The organism is Pseudomonas sp. lyk4-TYG-107 (genome assembly GCF_030209055.1).
Lineage (GTDB): Bacteria > Pseudomonadota > Gammaproteobacteria > Pseudomonadales > Pseudomonadaceae > Aquipseudomonas > Aquipseudomonas putida_A.
The window spans coordinates 35918-58283 of the sequence record NZ_JARVST010000019.1 but is presented as its reverse complement, the minus strand read 5'-3'; the positions used below and the strand labels follow the sequence as shown (position 1 = coordinate 58283).

Below are 22366 nucleotides of genomic sequence, written 5' to 3'. Positions count from 1 at the left end.
CTGCGTACTTTGGTGGCATGTACCACAGTACGTAATGGTAGGAGTTAAAATGGCCCGTGGTGGCGTTAACAAAGCAGTGGTGCAGATCGCGCGCTCAGCGATTCTGGCCCGAGGCGAACACCCCAGCATCGATGCAGTACGCATCGAACTGGGCAACACCGGTTCGAAAACCACGATCCATCGCTATCTGAAAGAGCTGGATGACGGCAGCCAACCGGTCGAAGCGTCCGCGGAACCGATCAATGACGAACTGACCGCACTGGTCTCGCGTCTCGCCCAGCGCCTGAAAGAACAGGCGCAAGAGCCGATCGAACTAGCGCGCGAGCAGTTCGAAGAGCAGCGCGAAACCCTGGAAGCGGAACTCAAGCAGGTGCGCCAGGCACTTGAGCAACTGGAACAACAGCACGACATTCAAGGCGCGGCGCTGGCCAAGGAATCCGAAGCGCTAAAAGAAACCCGCTCGATGCTGCAGACCGAGCAAACCCGCAACGCCGGACTCAATCAGGCGCTGGCTGATTTCGAATTGCGCCTGCAGGACAAGGACGAGCAGATCCGCTCGCTGGAAGAGAAACACCTGCACGCCCGCGATGCTCTCGAGCATTACCGCAACGCCACTAAAGAGCAGCGCGAGCAGGAGCAGGCCCGTCACGAAGGACAGCTGCAGCAGTTGCAGATGGAATTGCGCCAGGCGCAACAAAGTGCACTGGTGCGTCAGGACGAGATCACTCAGTTGCATCGCGATAACGAACGCCTGCTCACGGAAAACCGTGGCACCCAGCGCGAACTGAGCCTGATGCAGGATCAGCTCAAGCACAGCAACCAGCGTCAGGATCAGTTGCTGGAGCAAGCCACTCGCGTCGACAACGAACGCACCCTCCTCCAGGAACGCCTGCGCGTGGCCCTGCTGGAAAGTCAGACGCTGAAACAGGATGCCGACGAACAGCGGCAGCTCAATCAGTCACTGGAAAAGGAACTGACCAAAACTCAGGCCAGCCTCGAAGACAGCCTGCGTCTGGCGGCTACCGTTGCGGCAGCGCCAGACACAGCCAAAGCGAAGGACGCTTAAGCGCCGACCGGCGTACGCATGGTGACGAACTCTTCGGCGGCCGTCGGGTGCACCCCGATCGTGTCGTCGAAGTCACGCTTGGTCGCGCCAGCCTTCAGCGCGATCGCCAAGCCTTGGACGATCTCCCCCGCGTCCGGGCCGACCATGTGGCAACCGAGCACCTTGTCGGTCTTGCCGTCGACCACCAGTTTCATCAGGGTTTTCTCCTGACACTCGGTCAGCGTCAGCTTCATCGGGCGGAAGCGGCTCTCGTAAATCACCACTTCATGCCCCGCTTCCCGCGCCTCTTCTTCGGTCAGGCCGACAGTGCCGATGTTCGGCAGACTGAACACGGCGGTCGGGATCATCTTGTAATCCACGGGACGGTATTGCTCAGGCTTGAACAAGCGCCGCGCCACCGCCATGCCTTCGGCCAGTGCCACTGGCGTCAGTTGCACCCGACCGATCACATCACCCAGCGCCAGAATCGACGGCTCGCTGGTCTGGTATTGCTCGTCAACCTTGATGAAACCTTTGTCGGTGAGCTGCACATCGGTGTTTTCCAGCCCCAGGTTGTCCAGCATCGGACGCCGGCCCGTGGCGTAGAACACGCAATCGGCTTCCAGCACGCGGCCATCCTTGAGGGTCGCTTTCAGGCTGCCGTCAGGCTGTTTGTCGATGCGCGCGATGTCGGCGTTGAATTGCAGATCCATACCGCGCTTGGTCAGCTCTTCCTGCAGATGCTTGCGCACCGAGCTATCGAAACCACGCAGGAACAGATCACCGCGATACAGCAGCGTAGTGTTCGCGCCCAGACCGTGGAAAATCCCGGCGAACTCGACCGCGATGTAACCACCACCGACCACCAGTACCCGCTTCGGCAGCTCTTTGAGGAAAAACGCCTGATTGGAACTGATCGCGTGTTCGTGCCCCGGGATTTCCGGAATCTGCGGCCAGCCACCCGTGGCAATCAGAATGTTTTTCGCGGTGAAGCGCTCACCGTTGACCTCGACCTCGTGCGGGCCGACGATCTTCGCGTGGGCTTCGTGCAGGGTCACGCCGCTGTTGACCAGCAGGTTGCGATAAATGCCGTTGAGGCGATTGATCTCGCGGTCCTTGTTGGCGATCAGGGTCGCCCAGTCGAAATTCGCTTCGCCCAGGCTCCAGCCGAAACCGGACGACTGTTCGAAGTCTTCGGCGAAATGCGCGCCGTACACCAGCAGTTTCTTCGGCACGCAGCCGACGTTGACGCAGGTGCCGCCCAGGTAACGGCTCTCGGCCACCGCCACTTTCGCACCGAAACCGGCGGCGAAGCGCGCTGCACGTACACCGCCGGAACCGGCACCAATCACATAAAGGTCAAAATCGTAGGCCATTGCTATCTCCTCGGCAGGCCAACAGCATACCCGCCGCCGTCTATTGGGCAAGCGCCGTGAGCAGCTTTTCGCCCGTCTCGGCGAAGTCGGGAAATATCTCCAAATAATAATATTTCTTGTTTGTGACTAAATCGCCGGCCTGCACCTCGTCTTTGAACCAACGGATTTTTTCCCTCGAAGACAAGGAGTCGGCTGCGATGTTCGCGCCCATTACCCGTTCCATGACCCTGACTGTCGGCTTGTTCAGCATGGCGTTGAGTCCCGATCTGCTGGCTGAAACCGATCCTGAAACAGCGCCACAATCCGCCGCCCAGGCGCTGGAACTGGACGCCACCAGCGTCAGCGCCGAAGGCCTCGGCGTTAACACGGAGAACACCAAGTCCTACACCACTGGCGCGATGAGCACCGCGACGCGGCTGAACCTGTCGATCAAGGAAACCCCGCAATCGGTGTCCGTGGTCACGCGCCAGCAGATGGATGATTTCAAGCTCGGTACCTTGTCCGAAGCCATGCGCCAGACCACCGGCATCGTCGTGCAACACAACGACTCTGATCGGGTCAGCTATTCGGCGCGGGGTTACCCGATCAACAACTTCCAGATCGACGGGATGCTCAACACCTTCGGGCGCATGAAGTCAGACTCGGACACCATCATCTACGACCGCATCGAAGTGGTACGCGGCGCCACCGGCCTGACCACCGGCGCGGGTGACCCTTCAGCCACCATCAACATGGTGCGCAAGCGCCCGACTGCCCAGTGGCAGGCACTGGCCGGAGTCAGTGGCGGCAGCTACGACAACTACTACAGCTATGTCGATGTCGGCGGGCCGCTGGCCTTCGATGGTCGGCTGCGCGGGCGTACGGTGCTGGCCTATCGCGACAGCCAGTCGTTCCGCGACAAATACGCGCTGCAGCGCGAGGTCGGCTACGGCATTCTCGAAGCTGATCTGACCGACTCCACGGTGCTTGCCGTCGGTTACGACTATCAGGACAAGCAGGTTCAGGGCACCTCCTGGGGCACCGTGCCGTACTGGAACGCTGACGGCAGCAAGGCCGGCCTCGGGCGGTCGACGAACATGGCGACGTCCTGGAGTTCCTGGCCGCTGAAGGACAAGACCGCGTTCGTTACCCTGGACCAGCAATTGGGTAATGGCTGGAAGCTGAAGGCCGCCTACACCCACCGCGAAAGTGATACCGACGGCAAGGTCTATTACGGCGGCTCCGGTTTCCCCGAGGCCGACCGCAGCGGCATGACGGCCTACATGGGGCACATGCTCGGCACGCAGAAAATGGCCGTCTACGACTTCAACCTGTCAGGGCCGTACCAGCTGTTCGGCCGCGAACACGAGATGATGTTCGGCTACGGCGAGGCGGAAAACCGCTCGACTTCGCCCTACGCCTTCAACAGTCCCCAAGCCGCCGACTACGGCAAGATCCGCGACTGGAAATACATGGGTGACATCGGCAAATTCGCCGACACCGTTACCGGCCTGCCGGGCGCGCGAGGCATCACTCGGCAAAAGGCCGGTTACCTCGCGACCCGCCTGAGCCTGACCGATGAGCTGCATGCCGTCATCGGCAGCCGCTATGGCAGCTGGGACGAATCCAGCACCGATTACTACTATGATGCGCAGCAAAAACTGACCAGCACCGATGCCACCCATCAACGCCAGAATGATATCTGGACACCCTACGCCGGCCTGCTTTACGACCTGACGCCGGAGTACACGGTTTACGCCAGCTACACCGACATTTTCAAACCGCAGAGTAAGCGCGACAGCAACCGCAATTACCTCGACCCGGTGATCGGCAGCAACTACGAAGTCGGGCTCAAAGGCAGCCTGCTAGACGAACGCCTGAACCTGGCGACGGCAGTGTTCTGGAGCAAACAGGACAACGTCGCCGAGCGTGACAACTCGGTACCCCCGGACCCGGTGAGCGGCGAGGAGTTTTTCAAGTCCGGCGGCAAGGGTAACAAGGTCAATGGCTTCGAGGCCGAAGTGTCCGGGGAAATTCTCAGCGGCTGGAACATGACCGCCGGCTACACCTACACCCACTCCGTCGACGGCGAAAAACAGCGCAGCAACACCGCTCAACCACTGAACATGCTGCGGCTGTCCACGGCCTATCGCCTGCCGGGCAACTGGCACGCATTGACCGTGGGTGGCGCGGTGAACTGGCAGAGCGACGTCTATGGCGCGGCTAACCGCCCGGTCGGGCGCGGCGCCAACGGCCGGATCATCACCGAACCGGCGCGGATCAACCAGGAGGCCTACACCGTGGTCAAGCTGATGTCGCGCTATGAGTTCGACAGGCATCTGTCGGCGTCGCTGAACGTCGATAACCTGTTCGACAAGAAGTATTACGACAACGTCGGCTTCTACAACGGCGTGTACTGGGGCGACCCGCGCACGGTGACCCTGAGCCTGGACTGGAAGCTCTGAGCGCACCGGTTCAAACACCCCCCTGTGGTGAGGGGATTCATCCCCGACGGGTCGCAAAGCGGCCCCACTCTTCCAAGGGCATACCGTCAGAGCCCCTCACCACAGCTGTTAACCCCGAGTTAATTCCCCGCCGGGACACTGTGCCCCGAGATCTGCTTCATGGACGAACGGCTCCGACGTTTTTCAGTAGGAGGCACCATGAAAACCACCACCGCCATTCTTGCCGGGCTACTCGCCCTCGGTTCCGCCAGCGCCTTTGCCGAGGGCGGCGCCGAACGCATGCGGCATTACTACGACAACTTCCCGGTCCACCACGCGCCAAGCGAACAGCCGACCGATAGCAAAGCAGCGGAACTGAAGGTTCCGAACGATCAGACCGCGCAAGTCACCGAGTCTTATCGCGACTGATTCACCGAGCAACCGATGGACCTCCGATGGCTCCGCTCTGGCCTCGGAGACGACAGTTGGGCGCCCTGTCCGGGGCGCCTTTTTTTATGCCTGCAGATCCTTGATCCAGAACAGCATACGGCCATGTTCCGGGTCGAACATGCCGGGGGCGAAACCGAACTTGCGGTAGGAGTTCTGTGCCACCTCGTTGCCTTCGAGCACTTCCAGGGTGATCTTGCAGCAACCGCGCTGACGGCAGATTTCCTCGACCTTGCGCAGCATTTTCTGACTCAGGCCGAGGCCGCGAAATTTGCTCACGACCGCCACGTCATGGACATTGACCAGCGGCTTGCAGGCAAACGTCGAGAAACCTTCAAAGCAGTTCACCAGCCCTGCCGGCTCACCACCGACGAACGCCAGCACGCTGAACGCGTGAGGCCTGCGGGCCAGTTCTTCTGGCAGGCGACGCAGCAGTTCCGGGTCAAGCGAATGGCCGCCGCCCATGGGATCTTCTGCGTAATGATTGAGCACGATGCCGATGGCTTCGGCGTGCAGTGGATTGGTGTAACTGGCTTGCAGCACAAGAATTTCTGCGGAATCCATTTCCATCCCCGATCATGGCCCCGGCGTGCAAAGTGCGCACCTGAAAGGCTGTTCGACCTTACCGCGAGGATGTTGCGGGCCACAACCGGATCTTTTGATTTCCAGGCTTCAGCGCCCCCAGATCAGCTCTTCCGTCCAGCCCAACTCGGCAAAATCCTGAGCACGCAACCCGCTCTCGCCGGCGCAGAAGAACTCATCCAGTTGCGGCGGTTTCACCGTGGTCGCGCTGAGCATCGCGTGCACCTGCCCACGATGATGAATCTGGTGCTCGAACAGGTGCGACAGCATACGCAAGCGACTGTCATGCTGCGGCGTTTCCCGGGCGATGGTGACGATCCGCCCCAGATCGGCATCGCGCAGTTGTTCGCAATAAGCGATCAAGCGGCGGTCCACGTGTGCCTGCTCTTCACGCAGCGCTGCGGCCTCGGTAAATGGCTCGTCATGGTTGAAAAACACATAGCAATCAGGATGCGGTTCGTCACCGCGCAACTCGCGTTCCAGAGCGTCGACGTAGAACCAGTCGCACGTCAGTATGTGATTGAGGGTGAGGCGGATACTCGGAAAGAAGCTCGTTCGCGGCGCCGCCAGCTCAGTGGCGTCGAGCTGATTCCAGGCTTTGCCGAGGCGATGATTGGCCCACGCGTTCTGGTAGGCCATGGTCAGTAAATGATGCGACAGCGGTTGGCTCATACTCGCGCCCTCTTCGCTCAGGATTCGGCAAAACGCTGCAACTGCATCTCCTGCAACCGGCTGAGGGTGCGCCGGAACGGGAATTCCAGATAACCCTCGGTGTACAGCGCCTCCATCGGTACCTGGGCCTCAATGTACAGCGGCACCTTACGGTCGTAACACTCGTCGACCAAGGCAATGAAGCGACGCACGCCGTCGTCGTGCACCGACAGTTGCGGCAACTCACGGTCACCGGCCACCACCTGCGCCGAGCCGTCCTCGGTGCCGCGAGCGATGCGCCCTTCGCGTTTCTGCGCGCTGAGGTTCGGCACGTCGCTCAACAGAATAGACCGATAGTTGTCGCACAGTGCGATGAAATCCATCGCGGCAAATGGTTGCTCGCAGAGATCGGCATAGCGGCACCAGAGCACCGTCGCACTGGCTTGCACCACGTTCAGCACACGATGGCCGACGGGCACCGGCTCGGCGCTGGCGGGCTGCCTGGCGTTGAGTGACTGGAAGACCTGCTCCAGAGCACTGCCCTGTCCCGGCGCAGCGACAAAATAGCGCTGCTGACCCGCGCCCGGATGCAGGCGATGATCCTCGGCACCGTTCACCGCCACCACTTGCATGTGCGCCTTGATCGCGGCAATCGCCGGGACAAACCGGTCGCGGTTGAAGCCGTCGGCGTACAGCTCATCCGGCGGCAGGTTGGAGGTGCAGACCACCACCACGCCTTCGTCGAACATCACCTGAAACAGCCGCCCGAGAATGATCGCATCGCCGATGTCGTTGACGAACAGCTCGTCGAAACACAGCACCCGCACTTCCGCCGCCAGCTCCTTGGCCAGCGCTCGCAGCGGGTCGGCGATGCCGGTCAACTGGAACGAGCGCTGGTGCACCCAGCCCATGAAATGATGAAAGTGCTGTCGTCGCGCCGGCACCCGCAGGCTTTGATAGAACTGATCCATCAACCAGGTCTTGCCGCGCCCGACCGGGCCCCACAAATACACGCCAGTGACCGAACGGGCACCGGTGTGCAAGGCTTCATGGCATTTTTGCAGCGCCCAGACCGCATGCTCCTGGGCTTCATCCTGGATGAAACCCTTGTGCTCGATCGCGTGTTGCCAGGCGCTTAAAGGAGAGTCGAAAGTCATGCGCGGCAGTATGCCACGATGGCCCTGAAAAACAGGTGCCCTTTTGTGGGAGCGGGCTTGCTCGCGAAGGTGTCGGGGCAGCCAACATCACCGTTGAATGACACACCGCTTTCGAGAGCAAGCCCACTCCCACATGGGTTCTGTGGGGGGGCAAAGATCGACTGTATATCTCGCGACCTCAAAACAGCGTGCAGCAGCTGCCTGGAATACAACCTCCTGTGGGAGCGGGCTTGCTCGCGAAGGCGTCAGGCCAGCCAGCAGCATCGTTGAATGACACACCGCTTTCGTGAGCAAGCCCACTCCCACATTGGCTTTGTGGGGGGCAAAGATCGACTGTATATCTCGCGACCTCAAAACAGCGTGCAGCAACTGCCTGGAATACAACCTCCTGTGGGAGCGGGCTTGCTCGCGAAGGCGTCAGGCCAGCCAGCAGCATCGTTGAATGACACACCGCTTTCGTGAGCAAGCCCACTCCCGCATTGGCTTTGTGGGGGGCAAAGATCGACTGTATATCTCGCGACCTCAAAACAGCGTGCAGCAGCTGCCTGGAATACAATCTCCTGTGGGAGCGGGCTTGCTCGCGAAGGCGTCAGGCCAGCCAGCAGCATCGTTGAATGACACACCGCTTTCGTGAGCAAGCCCACTCCCGCATTAGCTTTGCGGTGTTTTAAAGGTCGACTTTGTGTTGCGCGGCGTACAGGCAGAGCATTTCCATCGCCAGGGTGGCCGCTGCCAGTGACGTCACGTCCGCATGGTCATAAGCCGGCGCCACTTCCACCACGTCCATGCCCACCAGATTGATCCCGCGCAACCCGCCGAGGATTTCCAGCGCCTGCACCGTGCTCAGCCCGCCACACACGGGAGTGCCGGTGCCCGGGGCAAAGGCCGGATCCAGGCAATCGATATCAAACGTCAGGTATACCGGGTGATCGCCGACCCGCGCGCGAATCGCCTCGACAATCGCCTCGCAGCCACGCCGATGCACCTGGCGGGCGTCGAGCACGGCAAAGCCCTGATGATCGTCATTGGTGGTGCGCAAACCGATCTGCACCGATCGCGCCGGATCTACCAGCCCTTCCCTGGCCGCGTGCCAGAACATGGTGCCGTGATCGACGCGTTTGCCGCCCTCGTCCGGCCAGGTGTCGCTGTGCGCATCGAAATGGATCAGCGACAGCGCGCCGTGTTTACGCGCATGGGCCTTGAGCAACGGATAGGTGATGAAGTGATCGCCGCCAAACGTCAGCATCGCGCTGCCAGCATCAAGAATACGCTCGGCGTGGGCCTCGATGCTTTCCGGAATGGTGTGCGGCGAGCCGTAATCGAAATCGCAATCGCCGTAGTCGATCACCGCCAGATGATCGAACGGGTCGAACGCCCACGGCCAGTGCCGTTCCCAGGCGATCCCGGTGGAGGCGGCGCGAATCCCCCGTGGCCCGAAGCGTGCGCCCGGGCGGTTGCTGGTGGCGGTGTCGAACGGCACCCCGCTGACCGCCACATCGACGCCGCGCAAATCACGGCTGTACCGGCGACGCATGAAACTGGTGATCCCGGCGTAGGTGCTTTCGGCACTCGTGCCGTACAGGCTGTCGCGGGTCATGGCTTGGTCATTGAGCATCGGCACGTCCATCGGTGTGCTCCTTTTGTTATTGATGGCTACGGAAAGTGGTCCACAGACGCGTGCGCTGACGCATGTCCTTGAGGCTCATGCTGCGGTCGGCGTACAGGCGTTCGCGCATTTCGGCGGGCGGATAGATGTCCGGATCGTTGCGCACCGCCTCATCCACCAGCGGCGTCGCGGCCTGGTTGGCGGTGGCGAAAAACAGCGTATTGGTCAGCTCGGACACCGACTCGGGGCGCAGCATGAATTCGATGAACGCCCGCGCCGCTTGCGGGTTTGGCGCGTCCTTGGGAATGGCCAGATTGTCCTGCCAGATCAACGTGCCTTCGCGCGGAATCCGGTAGGCGACTTCGTAGGTTTTGTTGGCCTTGTGCGCCTGATCGGCGGCCATGCTCACGTCGCCGTTGTAGGTCAGCGCCAGACAGACACTGCCATTGGCCAGATCGTTGATCTGCCGGCCGGTGGCGACGTACAGCACTGACGGCTGGAGCTTCTGCAACAAGGCTTCGGCGGCTGCCAGATCATGCTTGTCGGTGCTGTAGGGATCCTTGCCGAGGTAATGCAGCGCCAATCCAATAACTTCCTGCGGCGAGTCGAGCACGGCAATCCCGCAGTCCTTGAGTTTGCTGGCGTACTCGGGTTTGAACAGCAGATCGAGACTGTTCAGCGGCACGTCCGGCAAGCGCTTTTTCACCGCCTCGACGTTCAGCCCCAAACCGAGTGTGCCCCAGGTATAGGGCACGGCGTAGCGATTGCCGGGATCGACGGCGGCGAGTTTTTCCAGCAGATCGGGATCAAGGTTGGCGTAGCCCTTGAGGCCTTGATGCGGGATTTCCTTCAGCGCGCCTGCTGCCAAGCCACGGGCCAGTACGCTGGACGACGGCACCACCACGTCATAACCGCTGCCGCCGGTCAGCAGTTTGGTTTCCAACACCTCGGACGTATCGAAGGTGTCGTAGCGCACATGAATACCGGTTTCCTGCTCGAAACGTTGCAGCGTCTGCGCCGGTACGTAATCGGCCCAGCTGTAAAGATTGAGGGTCTTGTCCTCGGCCTTTGCTTGGATGACTACGGACAACAACAGCGCGGGAAAACACAGCTTGAACACGGGAGCCATGACGAACACCTGACCGGAGGAAGTGGTGGCAGGATGCGCCGTCGGATACATTGCAGAAATATCAAGTTTGTTAACCTGACTTTATCCCGGAGTAATGTAATGCTCGGTCAGCTTCACGACCTCGATTTGCAGTTGCTGCGCCTGTTTGTGCGAGTCGTGGAATGTGGCGGCTTCAGCGCGGCGCAAGGTGAGCTGGGCCTGAGCCAGTCCAGCATCAGCCAGCAAATGGCCAAACTGGAAACCCGTCTCGGCTATCGCCTGTGCAGCCGCGGCAAAGGCGGTTTCAACGTCACGCCCAAGGGTGAGCAACTGCTTATCGCGATTCGTGCACTGTTCCAATCCATCGAGACGTTCCGGCATCAATCCAACGGCGTCGCTGGACGGCTGATCGGTGAGGTGCGGCTGGGCCTGTCCGAGGCGCTTGATCAGTCGGTGCTGCTGCGGGTGGCGGACGCGATCCGGCGCTTTCGCGAGCGCGATGAGTCGGTGCGCATCGAGTTGATCAGCGCGATGCCTGGGGAGATGGAGCGCTTGCTGCTGCAACAGCGACTGGATCTGGCCATCGGTTATTTCTCTCAAGTGCAGAGCGCGTTCGATTACCGCGAACTGTTCCGGGAAACCCAGCATTTGTATTGCGCGCAGGGGCATCCGCTGTTCAGCGTCGATGCGCCGGATGACGCGGCGTTGCGGGCCTGCGACCGGGTGGATCATCCGTATCGGTTCATGCGCACGGGCGAGCCGTTCCCGGACAAGCGCTTTTCTGCGCGTTCGGAGCAGGTCGAAGGCACCCTCGCCTTCATTCTTTCCGGCAAGCATGTCGACTATCTGCCGGATCACTATGCGCGGGTCTGGGAGGACAAAGGCTTGTTGCGTGCTTTGCGACCCGGTGAGTTGAGTTTCGAGGTGGCGTTTCATCTGGCCCGGCATCGCGCTCAGGTGCCGGGGGATGCGCAGAAGGCGTTTGAGGAGGATTTGCTCGCAGCCTTCACCTGAATGCCAGCAAATAACTTTGTGGCGAGGGGATTTATCCCCGATGGACTGCGTAGCAGTCCCAGCCCAAAAAGCCGGGACGCTTCGCGTCCATCGGGGATAAATCCCCTCACCACAGAAACGGCAACCAGTTCAAACCCCGTTTTTCTTGACCTTTCAGGCAATTTTTGCTCGTTGCCCTCGCCGCCCTCTTGCGGCATCCTGCGCCTCCATTTTCTGACCCGGCCCCGCCTTACGGCGCGCAAAACACCATGACCGCCTCTGAAAAAGTCCCGCGCAACAACGATCTGCTCTACGGCCTCAACGACCGTCCGCACCTCACCGCCACCGTCTTCGCCGCGCTGCAACACGTGCTGGCGAGCTTCGTCGGCATCATCACCCCGACCCTGATCATGGGCGGCGCCCTCGGTCTGCAAAGTGAAATTCCGTACCTGATCAGCATGGCGCTGTTCGTTTCGGGCCTCGGCACGTTCGTTCAAGCCAAGCGTTTCGGCCCGGTCGGTTCCGGTCTGCTGTGCCTGCAAGGCACCAGTTTTTCCTTTATCAGCGTGATTCTCAGCGCCGGGTTCATGGTCAAGGCCCGGGGCGGCGGTACCGATGAAATCCTCTCGACGATTTTCGGCGTGTGCTTTTTCGCCGCGTTCATCGAAGTGGTGCTGAGCCAGTTCATCGGCAAACTGCGGATGCTGATCACCCCGGTGGTCACCGGCACCATCATCACCTTGATGGGCCTGTCGCTGATCAAAGTGGCGATGACCGACATTGCCGGCGGCTTCGGCGCGCCCGATCTGGGCGCCGCCAGCCATGTGTTTCTGGCCGCGTTGGTAATCGGCACTATCGTTGTGCTGAACCGCGTCGACGTGCCGTTTCTGCGCCTGGGTGCGATCGTCATCGGCCTGACCCTCGGCTACGTGGTCGCCTGGCTGATGGGCACGGTGGATTTCGCCTCGATGCCCGACGTGCCGCTGGTCAGCGTGCCGGTGCCGTTCAAGTACGGCTTCAATTTCGACTGGGTGGCGTTCGTGCCGGTGGCGGTGATCTTCCTGGTTTCGCCGCTGGAAGCAGCCGGTGACCTGACCGCCAACTCGATGATCTCGCGGCAACCGGTCAAGGGTCCGCTGTACATCCGCCGAATAAAATCCGGTCTGCTCGCCGATGGCCTCAACTCGGCGATGGCAGCGGTGTTCAACAGCATGCCGATGGTCACGTTCGCGCAGAACAACGGTGTGATCCAGTTGACTGGCGTGGCCAGCCGCTACGTGGCGTTTTTCATCGCCGGCCTGCTGGTGCTGCTGGGGCTGTTCCCGATGATCGGCGCGGTGCTGCAACTGATGCCCAAACCGGTGCTCGGTGGCGCTGAACTGGTGATGTTCGGCACCGTGGCCGTGGCCGGGATCAAGATCCTCGCCGAGGCTGGCCTGCATCGGCGCAACATGTTGATCGTGGCGATCTCCGTGGGCATGGGCCTGGGCATCGCCGCCGTGCCGGAAGTGCTGCGCGAGTTGCCGCAAGCGCTGCGTAACATCTTCGAATCGCCGATCACCGTCGGTGCGTTGTGCGCTATCGTGCTGAATATCTTCCTGCCGGAAGAATTCATTGAGCTGGAGGAAGACGATTTCGATCCGGAAGCGTCGATTCTGCAGGTCATGGAAAACCCCGATCTGCCGGCCAAAGCTGAACCTGCATCGGCAGCGGCGGTCGCACAGTTGAACCGCTGACGCTGCGCCATGAAAAAAGGGCTGAGCCGGCAACGGTTCAGCCCTTTTTCGTTGAGAGACTGTTTATGCGCCGCGTCCACGCCGTCATCCTGTCCCTGCTGCTGTTGTCCCTGAGCGCCTGCGCGCTGTTTCCCAACCGCGATCCGGTGAACATCAACGTGGTCGGCCTCGAACCGTTGCCGAGCCAGGATCTGGAAGTGCGTTTCGCGATCAAGTTGCGGGTGCAGAACCCCAATGAGACGGCCATCGATTACAACGGCATCGCCCTGGATCTGGAGGTCAATGGCCGTCCACTGGCCTCGGGCGTCAGCGATCAGGTCGGCTCGATCCCGCGCTTCTCGGAAACCGTGGTCAGCGTGCCGGTCAGCGTTTCCGCGTTCTCGGTACTGCGCCAGACCCTCGGCCTGAGCCAGACACAAACCCTCGACAACCTGCCCTACGTGCTGCGCGGCAAACTCGCGGGCGGCGTGTTCGGCACCATGCGATTTGTCGACAGTGGCAAGCTGAGTTTGCCGAAGGCCACTGCTGCGACGTGGTAACCCACTGCACACACCTATCCCCTGTGGGAGCGAGCTTGCTCGCGAAAGCGGTGTGACATTCAACGATGATGTTGGATGATCTGACGCATTCGCGAGCAAGCCCGCTCCCACAGGGTATGTGTCAGTCCCGAAGTTATGCGGTGAAGCGTACGCCGGGTTTGGCCCGCTCATCGACACTCAGCTCAAACACATCCGGCCGCGCATAGTGGCCGACCACGTCATAGTCGTACCGAGCCCGCACCAGCTCATCAGTATCGATCTCAGCCGTCAGCAACCCGGCCTCCCCGCGCAACGGCCCGGCCAGCACATCGCCCATCGGCCCGACAATCACACTGCCGCCGGCAATCAGCGGCCGATCCGCCGGCCAGTTGGCAATTTCCACGCCCAGCTCGTTCGGCGAGGCCTGTACCTGACAGGCGCTGACCACAAAGCAACGGCCCTCGTGGGCGATGTGACGCATGCTGACCTGCCACATCTCGCGCTCGTCCACGGTCGGCGCGCACCAGACTTCAATGCCCTTGGCGTACATCGCCGTGCGCAGCAGCGGCATCATGTTTTCCCAGCACACCACCGCGCCAAGTTTGCCGACCTGGGTGTCGAGCACCGGCAGCGTCGAGCCATCACCCTTGCCCCAGATCAGCCGTTCGGTGCCGGTCGGCATCAGTTTGCGATGCTTGGCCACCAGCCCCGCCTGCGGATCGAAATACAGCGCCGTGCAATACAACGTGCTGCCGGCACGCTCGATTACGCCGATCACCAGATTGGCCCCGGTGCGCGCCGACAAACCGGCCAGTGCCTCGGTTTCTGCCCCCGGCACGTCAATGGCGTTGGCGAAGTAGCGGGCGTAGGCCTCACGCCCCTCGGGCAAGCGATAGCCCAACTGCGTGCCGAAGCCCTCACCTTTCGGATAGCCACCGAGCAACGCTTCAGGCATCACCACCAGTGCCGCGCCGGACTCGCTGATCGCGTCTTCCCAGCTCAGGATCTGTTCCAGAGTTTCACCCTTGCCACCGGGCAAGGCGCCGATCTGCAGGGCGGCGACGATTGATTTGGGCATTGCGGTCACTCCATCGGGTTCAAGTGTTGCCGATTCTGCGGCGGCGCGGGATCATGAATAAACACCGATTCACTGCTGAATGATATGAGCCAAATGAATATCGCAACCGTCGACCTAAACCTGCTGAAAGTCTTCGAAGCCTTGCATGAGGAGTCCAGCGCCAGCCGTGCGGCGCTGCGCCTGGGTGTGACGCAATCGGCGGTCAGCGCTGCCTTGCGTCGATTGCGCGAGGTGTATGGCGATCAATTGTTCGTGCGCACCGGTCGCGGATTGGCGCCGACGCTCAAGGCCAATCAACTGAAACCGGTGGTCAGCGAGGCGCTGAACAAATGTCGGCAGAGCCTGGCGATGGTCGATCCGGCGGCCCACCACTATGACGGCCGATCAGTCACCGTGGGCCTGTCGGATGATTTCGAAATCGCTTATGGCCGGCGCCTGATCGAAGCCATCGCTCGCAGCGCGCCCAAACTGCGGCTGATCTTCCGCCAGACCCACAGCCAGATCGTCGCCCGCGCCCTGATGGAGCGCAGCATCGACCTGGCGATCACCGCCGGTGGGTTCGCCGAGCGTCTGCTCAGTCGCCAGGTGTTGGGTGAAGGGGATTATGCGTGTCTGGTCGATCCGGGCAGTCTGGCGCCCGGCCAGCAGCGCATCGATTTGCCGGAGTTCGTCGCGCGCGAGCACATTCTGGTGTCCTCGGGCGGTTTTATCGGCATCACCGATGAAGGCCTGGCGGCGCTGGGTCTGAGCCGGCGGGTCTGCGCCTCGACCACGCACTTTGCCGCGCTGCCGCATCTGCTCAAGGGCAGCGGCGCGGTGGCAACCATCCCCCGCCATGCCGCGCAAGCCATTGCCGAGCTCAGCGGACTGGTACTGCTGCCCTGCCCGCTGGCGCTGCCGCGCTACCCGATCGAACTGGGCTGGCGCACCAGCACGCAGATCGATCCGGTGGTGATCAAGGTGCGTGAGGCGATTGTCGGATGTTTCAATGCGGACTGAGGCGGGTGTTACTTGTTGGCTGCCATCAGTCGATTGACCTCACTGCGCACCATGTTGGCGAATTCCGGCGGGGACATGCCATCCAGCTCGGCGCGCACCCACTCGGCCCATTTGCCCTTGCGCTTGGAGCGTTCGCCGAACAACCGCGCGGCTTCGCCTTTGGCTTTGCCCAGATTGTTCTGCCAGAGTTCGAACAGACGGGATTTCTCGTCTTCCAGCGCTGCGCGCTCGGCGAGGGATTTGTCGGCCAGATTGAAACTCATGGGGAAATACCTGCTGCGTAAAATGGCGACATCTTACACGCTCGGCGGAAATCTCCCGCGCAGGTTTTTCTTTCGCACCTAAAATCAGTGCAACTTTTCAGTCAGCGCCACACTCCATTGATCACTGTTCATCCATCTGCAAGGAGTCACCCAATGGCCCGCAAATCCCGCGTGCAAGCCGTCGAAGACCAAATCAAGGATCAGGCATTCAGCGAACTTCAGGCTTTGATCGAAGAGTCCGACAAACTGCTCAAGAGCAGCGCCTCACTGGTGGGCGAAGAAGCCGAGACCCTGCGCGGACAAATCGCCCTGAAACTGCAACAGGCACTGGATTCCGTGTCGAGCGTGCGCGACCGCACCAAACCGGCGGTCGAGGCCACCGAGAGCTACATTGGCGGTCATCCATGGCAGACCGTAGCGATTTCCGCCGGTTTCGGTCTGGTGGTGGGCTTGTTGCTCGGTCGTCGTTGATCGACGTCTGACAAAAAACCTGTGGCGAGGGAGCTTGCTCCCTCGCCACATGGGTTATCTGACAATTATTCCCCGGCCAATTCGCGCAACTGCGCCAGCGTCTGCTCCTCCAGCACAATCCCCTCGGCCAGCGACCGCGCGCGCTGCAAATGCCGACGATCACCCGGCAAGCGCTTCAACCCCACCCCATGCATCTGCCGCACCAGTTCTTCGCTGCGCTCGGCAAAACTTTGCCCGGCGGATTTGCTTGGGTCGATGAGGATCAGCAACTGCCCGGTCCACGGGGTCTTGGCCCCGGGATGGTTCGTCCAGTCGAACTCGAAGGAAAAATTGCCACCCGTCAACGCCGCCGCCAGCAACTCGACCATCATCGACAATGCCGAACCTTTATGGCCGCCGAATGGCAACAGTGCGCCGCCCTCAAGAATGGCCTTCGGATCCTGCGTCGCCTGACCGAGACCGTCCACGCCCATTCCGGCGGGCAGACGTTCGCCCTTGCGCGCCGCGATCTGCACATCACCGTGAGCAATGGCGCTGGTCGCCAGATCGAAGACAATCGGCGCACCACCGGCCCGCGGCGCGGCAAAGGCAATCGGGTTGGTGCCGAACAGCGGCCGATCGGCGCCATGCGGCACCACGCAGGTCATGCTGTTGACCACGCTGAGCGCCACCAGCCCTTCTTCGGCAAACGGCTCGACGTCCGGCCACAGCGCCGCAAAGTGATGCGAGTTGCGAATCGCCAACACCGCGATCCCGGCATTGCGCGCCTTCTCCACCAGCAACGAACGAGCAGCGGCCAGCGCCGGCTGGGCGAAACCGTTGCCGGCATCGACTCGCACGAAACCCGAGGCTACGTCCTCGACTTGCGGCACAGCCTGTCCATTGACCCAACCGCTATTGAGGGTCGAAACATATCCGGGGATACGGAACACGCCATGACTGTGCGCACCGTCGCGTTCGGCACCGGCGCAGTTGGCAGCCAGAGTGCGGGCGACGGACGCCGACGTACCGTGGCGCAGGAAAACCTTTTCAAGCAATTGCGTCAGCGCTTCGAGCGAGAGTGTGGACGCAACGGGGGAAGACACGGAATCGTGTGGCGCAGACATCTGAAGCTCCAGACTAATTATTGGAGGGAACAACAGCGTACGAACAGCTTGCCCAGCGATTAACCACGCCCGGTACGGGTGCTGTCAACCGTTGTGGTGCCGGCTTGTCGCGGCTAGCACATTGCGCTGCCGCTGGTGCGGTAACTATGTACCACCTCTGTAATCGATCCGGTCTTTAGTCTCGTGTCTCAATTTACCGGTGCACCGGACGGTGCCCTGAACGAGACCCGATGATGCCTGCTCCCATTCCTCCCCTGCTGTTCCAGCCCATCCTCAACTCCCCCGGATCGTGGCGCGAACTCGGCAATCTCCATCACTTGTCCAGCGCGGACTTCCAATGGCTGAGCCACGTGCAACTGGCGACCCACGCACTGCGCAGTCAGCAGACCCCGCCCATGCTTGCCCAGCGCATCCTGCTCAATACCAATGGTGCGCCAGCGGTGCCTCTAGCCGGCAGTTTCATTCTCAGTACCACCCCCGATGATCGCGGCATCCTGTTGTACACACCGTTCGCCGGGCTGAAAAAACACGCCAGCCTCACCGCCCTGACCGCGCACCTGGAACAGCAGCTGAACAGCGCCAGCGAGGACGACCGGCTGCTGGCGTTTCTCACCCTTTCCCAACGCAAACGACTGGCAGAACAGCACGGTATCAGCGTGACCTATCAGCTTGTCGAGGGCGATATCTTCGAAGATCAACGCGCCGCCATCGAGCACTGCCAGCAGCTCAACGCGCAGGCGATGCTCGATGAGCTGATGCAACTGCCCGAACTTGGCAGCCTGCTTCAGACCATTACCGACGAACTTCTGACGCCGACGATGCACGACGTCGACCAGACACGCACGCGCGTGAACCTGTACGCGACCACGACTGCCACCGGCCCGGCATCGACCGACCTTGCTTCACGGTGCGGGGTTGAAGCGCTGTCACTTGGCGATGCGCTGCTGTTGCACTATCGCCACACCGGATGGCCGGTTGGCCAGACCCATGAGTTTTCGCACCCGAGTCGGACATTCCTGGCCAGTGATCAGCAACACTGGGAAACAGCCATCACCACGGCTTCAGGCAAACTGCTGGTGTTGCTGTACCAGCAAATGGAGCGCTACTGGAATGGGCCCAGTGCTGACGGGGCCTCGCGGCGCGACGTATTGGCGCAGATCATTCGACAGCAGGCGCTGGCGGACTTTTTGCTCAAACGCGAGGCGGGCATCATCGATCAGCGCCAATTCGACAGCCTGCTGACGTCGCTGGGTTTCAGTGAAAGTCTGGCACCTCGCGCGGCCGTGGAAACCGTGCGTTTATGGGAGCACCAGGCAAACTTCGTGGAGCTGGCCGGCGCGCTGATGATCGGCCATTCCGAAAGCTGCCTGTATACCCCGACGCACGGCTTGCAGGTGCTCAAGGACTACGCAGATCTAAAATCCATGCTGCTCGGCAAGTTCGCCAGCCCCGGGCACGAAGACGAACTCTATGGTCTGCTGAGTCTCGACGAGCGCCAGCGCTTCCTCGGTTTCGACCGGCCGCAGGTTTCCGGCAAATCGATCGCCGGAGACGTGTTCAGCGTACTGCTCGAATTGATCATCACCAAGCAACGACAGAACATCGACTATGCCTTGCAGTTGTACCGGCACAGCGACGGCGTCGTGGATATCCGCGCACTGTTCGATAAGGCCCTGGACATCCGCTCGATGCTCCACGAGCGCCTTGTCACCCTGGATGCTCGCGGGCGCTGGAGCACCCGGCCGATGCTCACCGGCAACCCATTGCCTTCAAGGGTGCTGGCGGACACCGCCGCAGCCGAAGTGCGCAAGTTCGCCAGCATCATGCCAACCATCGCCGCAGACTTCGCCGCCCAGCCGTTGACCGTCACAGCGCTGCAGCGTACCTACCTGCAAGGTATCGCAGCGAAGCTGGCGCACGCCCTGTCTGTCGGCATCAATGGCGAAGCACGGTTGAGAGTCCTGGACGGAACGCTAAGCCGTCATGCGCAAACCCTGGTCGACACCGTGTTCAATCCGGATCACCCGGATCGCACCCGCCGCAAGGCACTCAACGGGATTCGGCCGGATGCCTGGTCATTGACGTTACAGATCGCCGGTGAGAGCGAAGTGCTGCCGCTGGCCAACTGCGTCCTGCTCACGGAACGCGGTGGCCTCGATACGCAGCACTCCGGACGCGCGATCTTGTGGACCCCGGCTCTGGGCCTGGAAGTCTTCCGCTCGATCGAGCACGCCAGACAGGTTTTGAGCCAGCGGCTGCTGGATCCGCAAAAACGCCTGGCGCTGCTGGAAAACCTATCACCCCTGCACCTGAGGTTCCATCAACACTACACGCTGGGAACGCTTGTCGACAAAAGCCTTCGACTTGATTACACAGGTGCTCGACATGCCCGATGCCGTCGCTCGTGCGACCGTGCAAGGGGCCGATGCGATTGTCCGGCCGTTGGCGCTGATCAAGACCGCCGAGGCATCCGCGATCAAGGCGCTGGGGCTGTACTTGATCGGCCCTGCGGAAAAACCCGGCCCTCAGGTGCTTTATGCGCCCTACCATGGAGAACACGCATTCAGTGAGTTCGAGGACGAGGCGGCAGTGATCGCCGCGCTGAATACGCCGGGCTCACTGCAGGACCTGCTGCTGCGCCGCTTGCCGGAAGGTCAGCGTTCGATCTTCAGCGCGTTGTTCAAGGCGAGCAGCGGCCAGACGAGCGAGATGACCCTGGCCACCACCCCGATCAACGGCAACTTGCTGCTGCAGTTGTTCGACGACAATCTGGCCTTGTTGCCGCACTTGCTGAGCAGCCATTCGCTGCCATCGGCGCAGGCGGATTGGGACGCCGCGAAGCACCTGTTCAGTTCCGGCATCCAGCAGATCCGGGGCCTGCTGCCGGGCAAACTCGCCTATGTGCAGTTTCTCTGGCAAAGCTACCAGGATTTTCTGGACTCGGCCGAAGCGTTGCAGGATCACCACTGGAAACGTGCGCTGCAAACCTTTGTCGCCGGCGCAGCGGAGATGATCAGTCTCGGGCGACTGGCGCTGGAGTCACGTCTGGAATCTCAAGCCGTGGCAGCGCCGCAAACACCGCAGCCAACCACGCTGAGCGCCCCCGTCCTTGCGCAGACAAAGCCGACCGATCCGCTGCGCACCTCGCTGCAGACATTCGAAGCTCCGACGATCGCCCTGAAGGATCTGACTCACGATGCTGCCGAGGGCACGTATCAGGATCTGACAACCAAAGCGACTTACGCCCCTATCGCCGGCAAAGTCTATCCCGTGGAGCGGCCGGGAGCCGTCTGGCAGATCAAAGGCGCCGAGCAGCCAGGCCCGGTGTTACAACACACCGCTTCCCGGCAACTGGTGCTGGACCCGGATCGCCATACCGTGCATTTCGGCAAGGCCATGTCGACGATGTTCAACCATTACGCCACCCATCGCCAGGCGCGGTACATGCTGAATATCGAAGCGCAAGGCATGGAAGAAATCCGCGCCCGCCATCCGGAAAAAGCCCGCATGTTGATCGAGGCAATTGATCTGGCCAGGCATTACGCGTTCAACAGCCTGCACAATCTTGCGCAGCTGAGAAACTATGTGCCGGGCACCCGCCTCGATACTTTTCTCAAGTCTTTTTTTGACGTGCAACGGATTGATGCCGACATTCTCGACAAGCTGAAGCAGGCCATCGTGCCGATCTGTGATGCCTTGGTCGATCCAACAGAAGACCTGTTGAACAGCAGTCGCTTTGTGGTCGGTTCGAACAGACACAGCAGCTCGGGTGTAATCGCCTTTGTACTGGGTGGCGATTTACTCAAGAAAGTCCATTTCACCGAAAAGTTCTTCAATCAAGGGCTGGATTGGTACAACACAGGCCTGACCGAACCGTTCAATGTTGACGGTCATGCACGGGCAGCGACGCTGATCCACGAGTTTTCCCATCAGTTCAGCAAGACCGTCGACATTGCCTCCCTGGAAGCGCGGCGCCCGTTTGCTGATCTGATTGCTACGGTGACCGGTTATGGAGCGGCCCGCAAACAGGTACAGACACGATTTCAGCGCGAAGCACTGTCACTGTCCACGCGCCGTGAAGAGCTGTTTTCGCGCTGGAGCGACAACCTTCAGGAGTGGCTCGATATCGACGAGTTTGAGGGCATGGAACATGTGCGCAGGGAAGTTCTCAAGACCACGGGGACGAGGAATCTCGAGGACGCGCGAACGGCATTTCTCAGCCCGACCAACCCGCATCCACGCATCGACACCATATTGCGCAATGCCGATTCGATCGCCTTTCTGATTTGCGAAATGGGCCGCCAGCTGGATTCGGTAACCCAACCTCACGGAGGGCTCAACTGAGATAAAAAAAATGCGCAGGCGGTTGGCCTGCGCATGGTTTATCGCTGGGTGAACTCAGTCTTTCTGGTCACGCAATACATTGCCCGAGGCGCCATCGATGCGGAACTCATATACCGAACCGTCGGCCTTGCGGCCCTCGCCTTTCCAGTAGCCGTCATTGTCGGCCTCGATTTCATAGACTTCGACGTAACCGGCCTTGGTTTTCACGATCTCGATAGCCTTTTCAATGGTGACCCAGCCCGCACCGGGACGATCAGCCATGGCGACACCGGCGCTGAACAAAGCGGCGGTGGCGATTGCAGCGGCTAAGGTTTTTTTGATCATTTTTTCACTCCATTTGTGGATGATGTTCCTCTGATGTCCTGTTTTTGGGCGTCTGCCGGAAAAATAAGTTCCACTTTGATGGGCAATTGCCATGACGGATGTTCTCGGCACCCGGCTCGCAAGGTTAGAATGCAGCAAA

General features: G+C 61.0%; 20 protein-coding genes. 9 read left to right on the top strand and 11 right to left on the bottom strand.

Annotation, left to right across the window (positions count from 1 at the left end; translation table 11 throughout):
* Positions 1-49: 49 nt before the first annotated feature.
* Positions 50-1066, top strand: a complete 1017-nt coding sequence (locus QRN61_RS15580; protein ID WP_027612008.1) for a DNA-binding protein — start codon at positions 50-52, stop codon at positions 1064-1066.
* On the opposite strand, the gene gorA is transcribed toward QRN61_RS15580, so the two are convergent.
* On the bottom strand, positions 1063-2421 hold the full coding sequence (gene gorA / locus QRN61_RS15575) for a glutathione-disulfide reductase (protein WP_150370513.1): 1359 nt from the start codon (positions 2419-2421) through the stop codon (positions 1063-1065). The two genes, QRN61_RS15580 and gorA, sit on opposite strands and share 4 nt — an antisense overlap.
* Before the next feature lie 40 nt (positions 2422-2461).
* Entirely contained in the window at positions 2462-2632 is a 171-nt protein-coding gene (locus tag QRN61_RS15570; RefSeq protein ID WP_155953488.1) for a hypothetical protein, read from the bottom strand.
* Between QRN61_RS15570 and QRN61_RS15565 the strand changes: the two genes are divergently transcribed.
* On the top strand, positions 2619-4865 hold the full coding sequence (locus QRN61_RS15565; protein ID WP_150370512.1) for a TonB-dependent siderophore receptor: 2247 nt from the start codon (positions 2619-2621) through the stop codon (positions 4863-4865). The two genes, QRN61_RS15570 and QRN61_RS15565, sit on opposite strands and share 14 nt — an antisense overlap.
* A gap of 198 nt (positions 4866-5063) precedes the next feature.
* Complete coding sequence (locus tag QRN61_RS15560; RefSeq protein ID WP_097089648.1) at positions 5064-5273, top strand: hypothetical protein; 210 nt, start codon at positions 5064-5066, stop codon at positions 5271-5273.
* Between the two features lie 84 nt (positions 5274-5357).
* Here QRN61_RS15560 and QRN61_RS15555 read toward each other — a convergent pair whose 3' ends face one another.
* The 5 genes from QRN61_RS15555 to QRN61_RS15535 form a co-directional block, all read right to left on the bottom strand.
* Positions 5358-5855: a GNAT family N-acetyltransferase gene (locus QRN61_RS15555; RefSeq protein ID WP_097089853.1), complete on the bottom strand. Its 498-nt coding sequence runs from the start codon at positions 5853-5855 to the stop codon at positions 5358-5360.
* 108 nt (positions 5856-5963) lie between these two features.
* Positions 5964-6545 carry a DinB family protein gene (locus QRN61_RS15550; RefSeq protein WP_098963951.1) on the bottom strand — a complete coding sequence of 194 codons (582 nt, stop codon included), beginning with the start codon at positions 6543-6545 and terminating at the stop codon, positions 5964-5966.
* Between the two features lie 17 nt (positions 6546-6562).
* Positions 6563-7681, bottom strand: coding sequence for a cell division protein ZapE (zapE, locus tag QRN61_RS15545; RefSeq protein ID WP_150370511.1), 1119 nt, complete (start codon positions 7679-7681; stop codon positions 6563-6565).
* A 667-nt stretch (positions 7682-8348) separates the two neighbouring features.
* Positions 8349-9308, bottom strand: a complete 960-nt coding sequence (gene speB, locus QRN61_RS15540) for an agmatinase (RefSeq protein WP_150370509.1) — start codon at positions 9306-9308, stop codon at positions 8349-8351.
* Between the two features lie 16 nt (positions 9309-9324).
* The gene (locus QRN61_RS15535) at positions 9325-10416 is read right to left on the bottom strand and encodes a polyamine ABC transporter substrate-binding protein (protein ID WP_150370508.1); all 1092 of its coding nucleotides are present in this window, start codon (positions 10414-10416) and stop codon (positions 9325-9327) included.
* Between the two features lie 99 nt (positions 10417-10515).
* On the opposite strand from QRN61_RS15535, the gene QRN61_RS15530 reads away from it, so the two are divergent.
* The 3 genes from QRN61_RS15530 to QRN61_RS15520 all read left to right on the top strand — a co-directional run bounded on the left by QRN61_RS15530 (position 10516) and on the right by QRN61_RS15520 (position 13663).
* A complete protein-coding gene (locus QRN61_RS15530) occupies positions 10516-11409 on the top strand; it encodes a LysR family transcriptional regulator (protein WP_150370507.1) in 894 nt (297 codons plus the stop codon).
* Between the two features lie 248 nt (positions 11410-11657).
* Positions 11658-13124: a nucleobase:cation symporter-2 family protein gene (locus QRN61_RS15525; protein WP_115989856.1), complete on the top strand. Its 1467-nt coding sequence runs from the start codon at positions 11658-11660 to the stop codon at positions 13122-13124.
* A 65-nt stretch (positions 13125-13189) separates the two neighbouring features.
* A complete protein-coding gene (locus QRN61_RS15520) occupies positions 13190-13663 on the top strand; it encodes an LEA/WHy family protein (protein ID WP_007966053.1) in 474 nt (157 codons plus the stop codon).
* 133 nt (positions 13664-13796) lie between these two features.
* Here the strand turns inward: QRN61_RS15520 and QRN61_RS15515 are convergent, their stop codons facing one another.
* Entirely contained in the window at positions 13797-14720 is a 924-nt protein-coding gene (locus tag QRN61_RS15515; protein WP_097089638.1) for a carbon-nitrogen hydrolase family protein, read from the bottom strand.
* An 84-nt stretch (positions 14721-14804) separates the two neighbouring features.
* Here QRN61_RS15515 and QRN61_RS15510 point away from each other — a divergent pair, with 84 nt between their 5' ends.
* Entirely contained in the window at positions 14805-15719 is a 915-nt protein-coding gene (locus tag QRN61_RS15510) for a LysR family transcriptional regulator (protein WP_150370506.1), read from the top strand.
* Positions 15720-15727: 8 nt separating this feature from the next.
* Here the strand turns inward: QRN61_RS15510 and QRN61_RS15505 are convergent, their stop codons facing one another.
* Positions 15728-15982 (bottom strand): hypothetical protein, encoded by a 255-nt coding sequence (locus QRN61_RS15505; RefSeq protein WP_003224595.1) that lies wholly within the window; start codon positions 15980-15982, stop codon positions 15728-15730.
* 153 nt (positions 15983-16135) lie between these two features.
* Here QRN61_RS15505 and QRN61_RS15500 point away from each other — a divergent pair, with 153 nt between their 5' ends.
* Positions 16136-16453 carry an ElaB/YgaM/YqjD family protein gene (locus tag QRN61_RS15500; RefSeq protein WP_047602264.1) on the top strand — a complete coding sequence of 106 codons (318 nt, stop codon included), beginning with the start codon at positions 16136-16138 and terminating at the stop codon, positions 16451-16453.
* Between the two features lie 65 nt (positions 16454-16518).
* Here QRN61_RS15500 and QRN61_RS15495 read toward each other — a convergent pair whose 3' ends face one another.
* Positions 16519-17559, bottom strand: a complete 1041-nt coding sequence (locus tag QRN61_RS15495; protein ID WP_103368973.1) for an Ldh family oxidoreductase — start codon at positions 17557-17559, stop codon at positions 16519-16521.
* Between the two features lie 230 nt (positions 17560-17789).
* Between QRN61_RS15495 and QRN61_RS27625 the strand changes: the two genes are divergently transcribed.
* Positions 17790-20129, top strand: coding sequence for a hypothetical protein (locus tag QRN61_RS27625; protein ID WP_350310353.1), 2340 nt, complete (start codon positions 17790-17792; stop codon positions 20127-20129).
* A 1828-nt stretch (positions 20130-21957) separates the two neighbouring features.
* Here QRN61_RS27625 and QRN61_RS15485 read toward each other — a convergent pair.
* Entirely contained in the window at positions 21958-22227 is a 270-nt protein-coding gene (locus QRN61_RS15485; protein WP_150370504.1) for a PepSY domain-containing protein, read from the bottom strand.
* Positions 22228-22366: the final 139 nt, after the last annotated feature.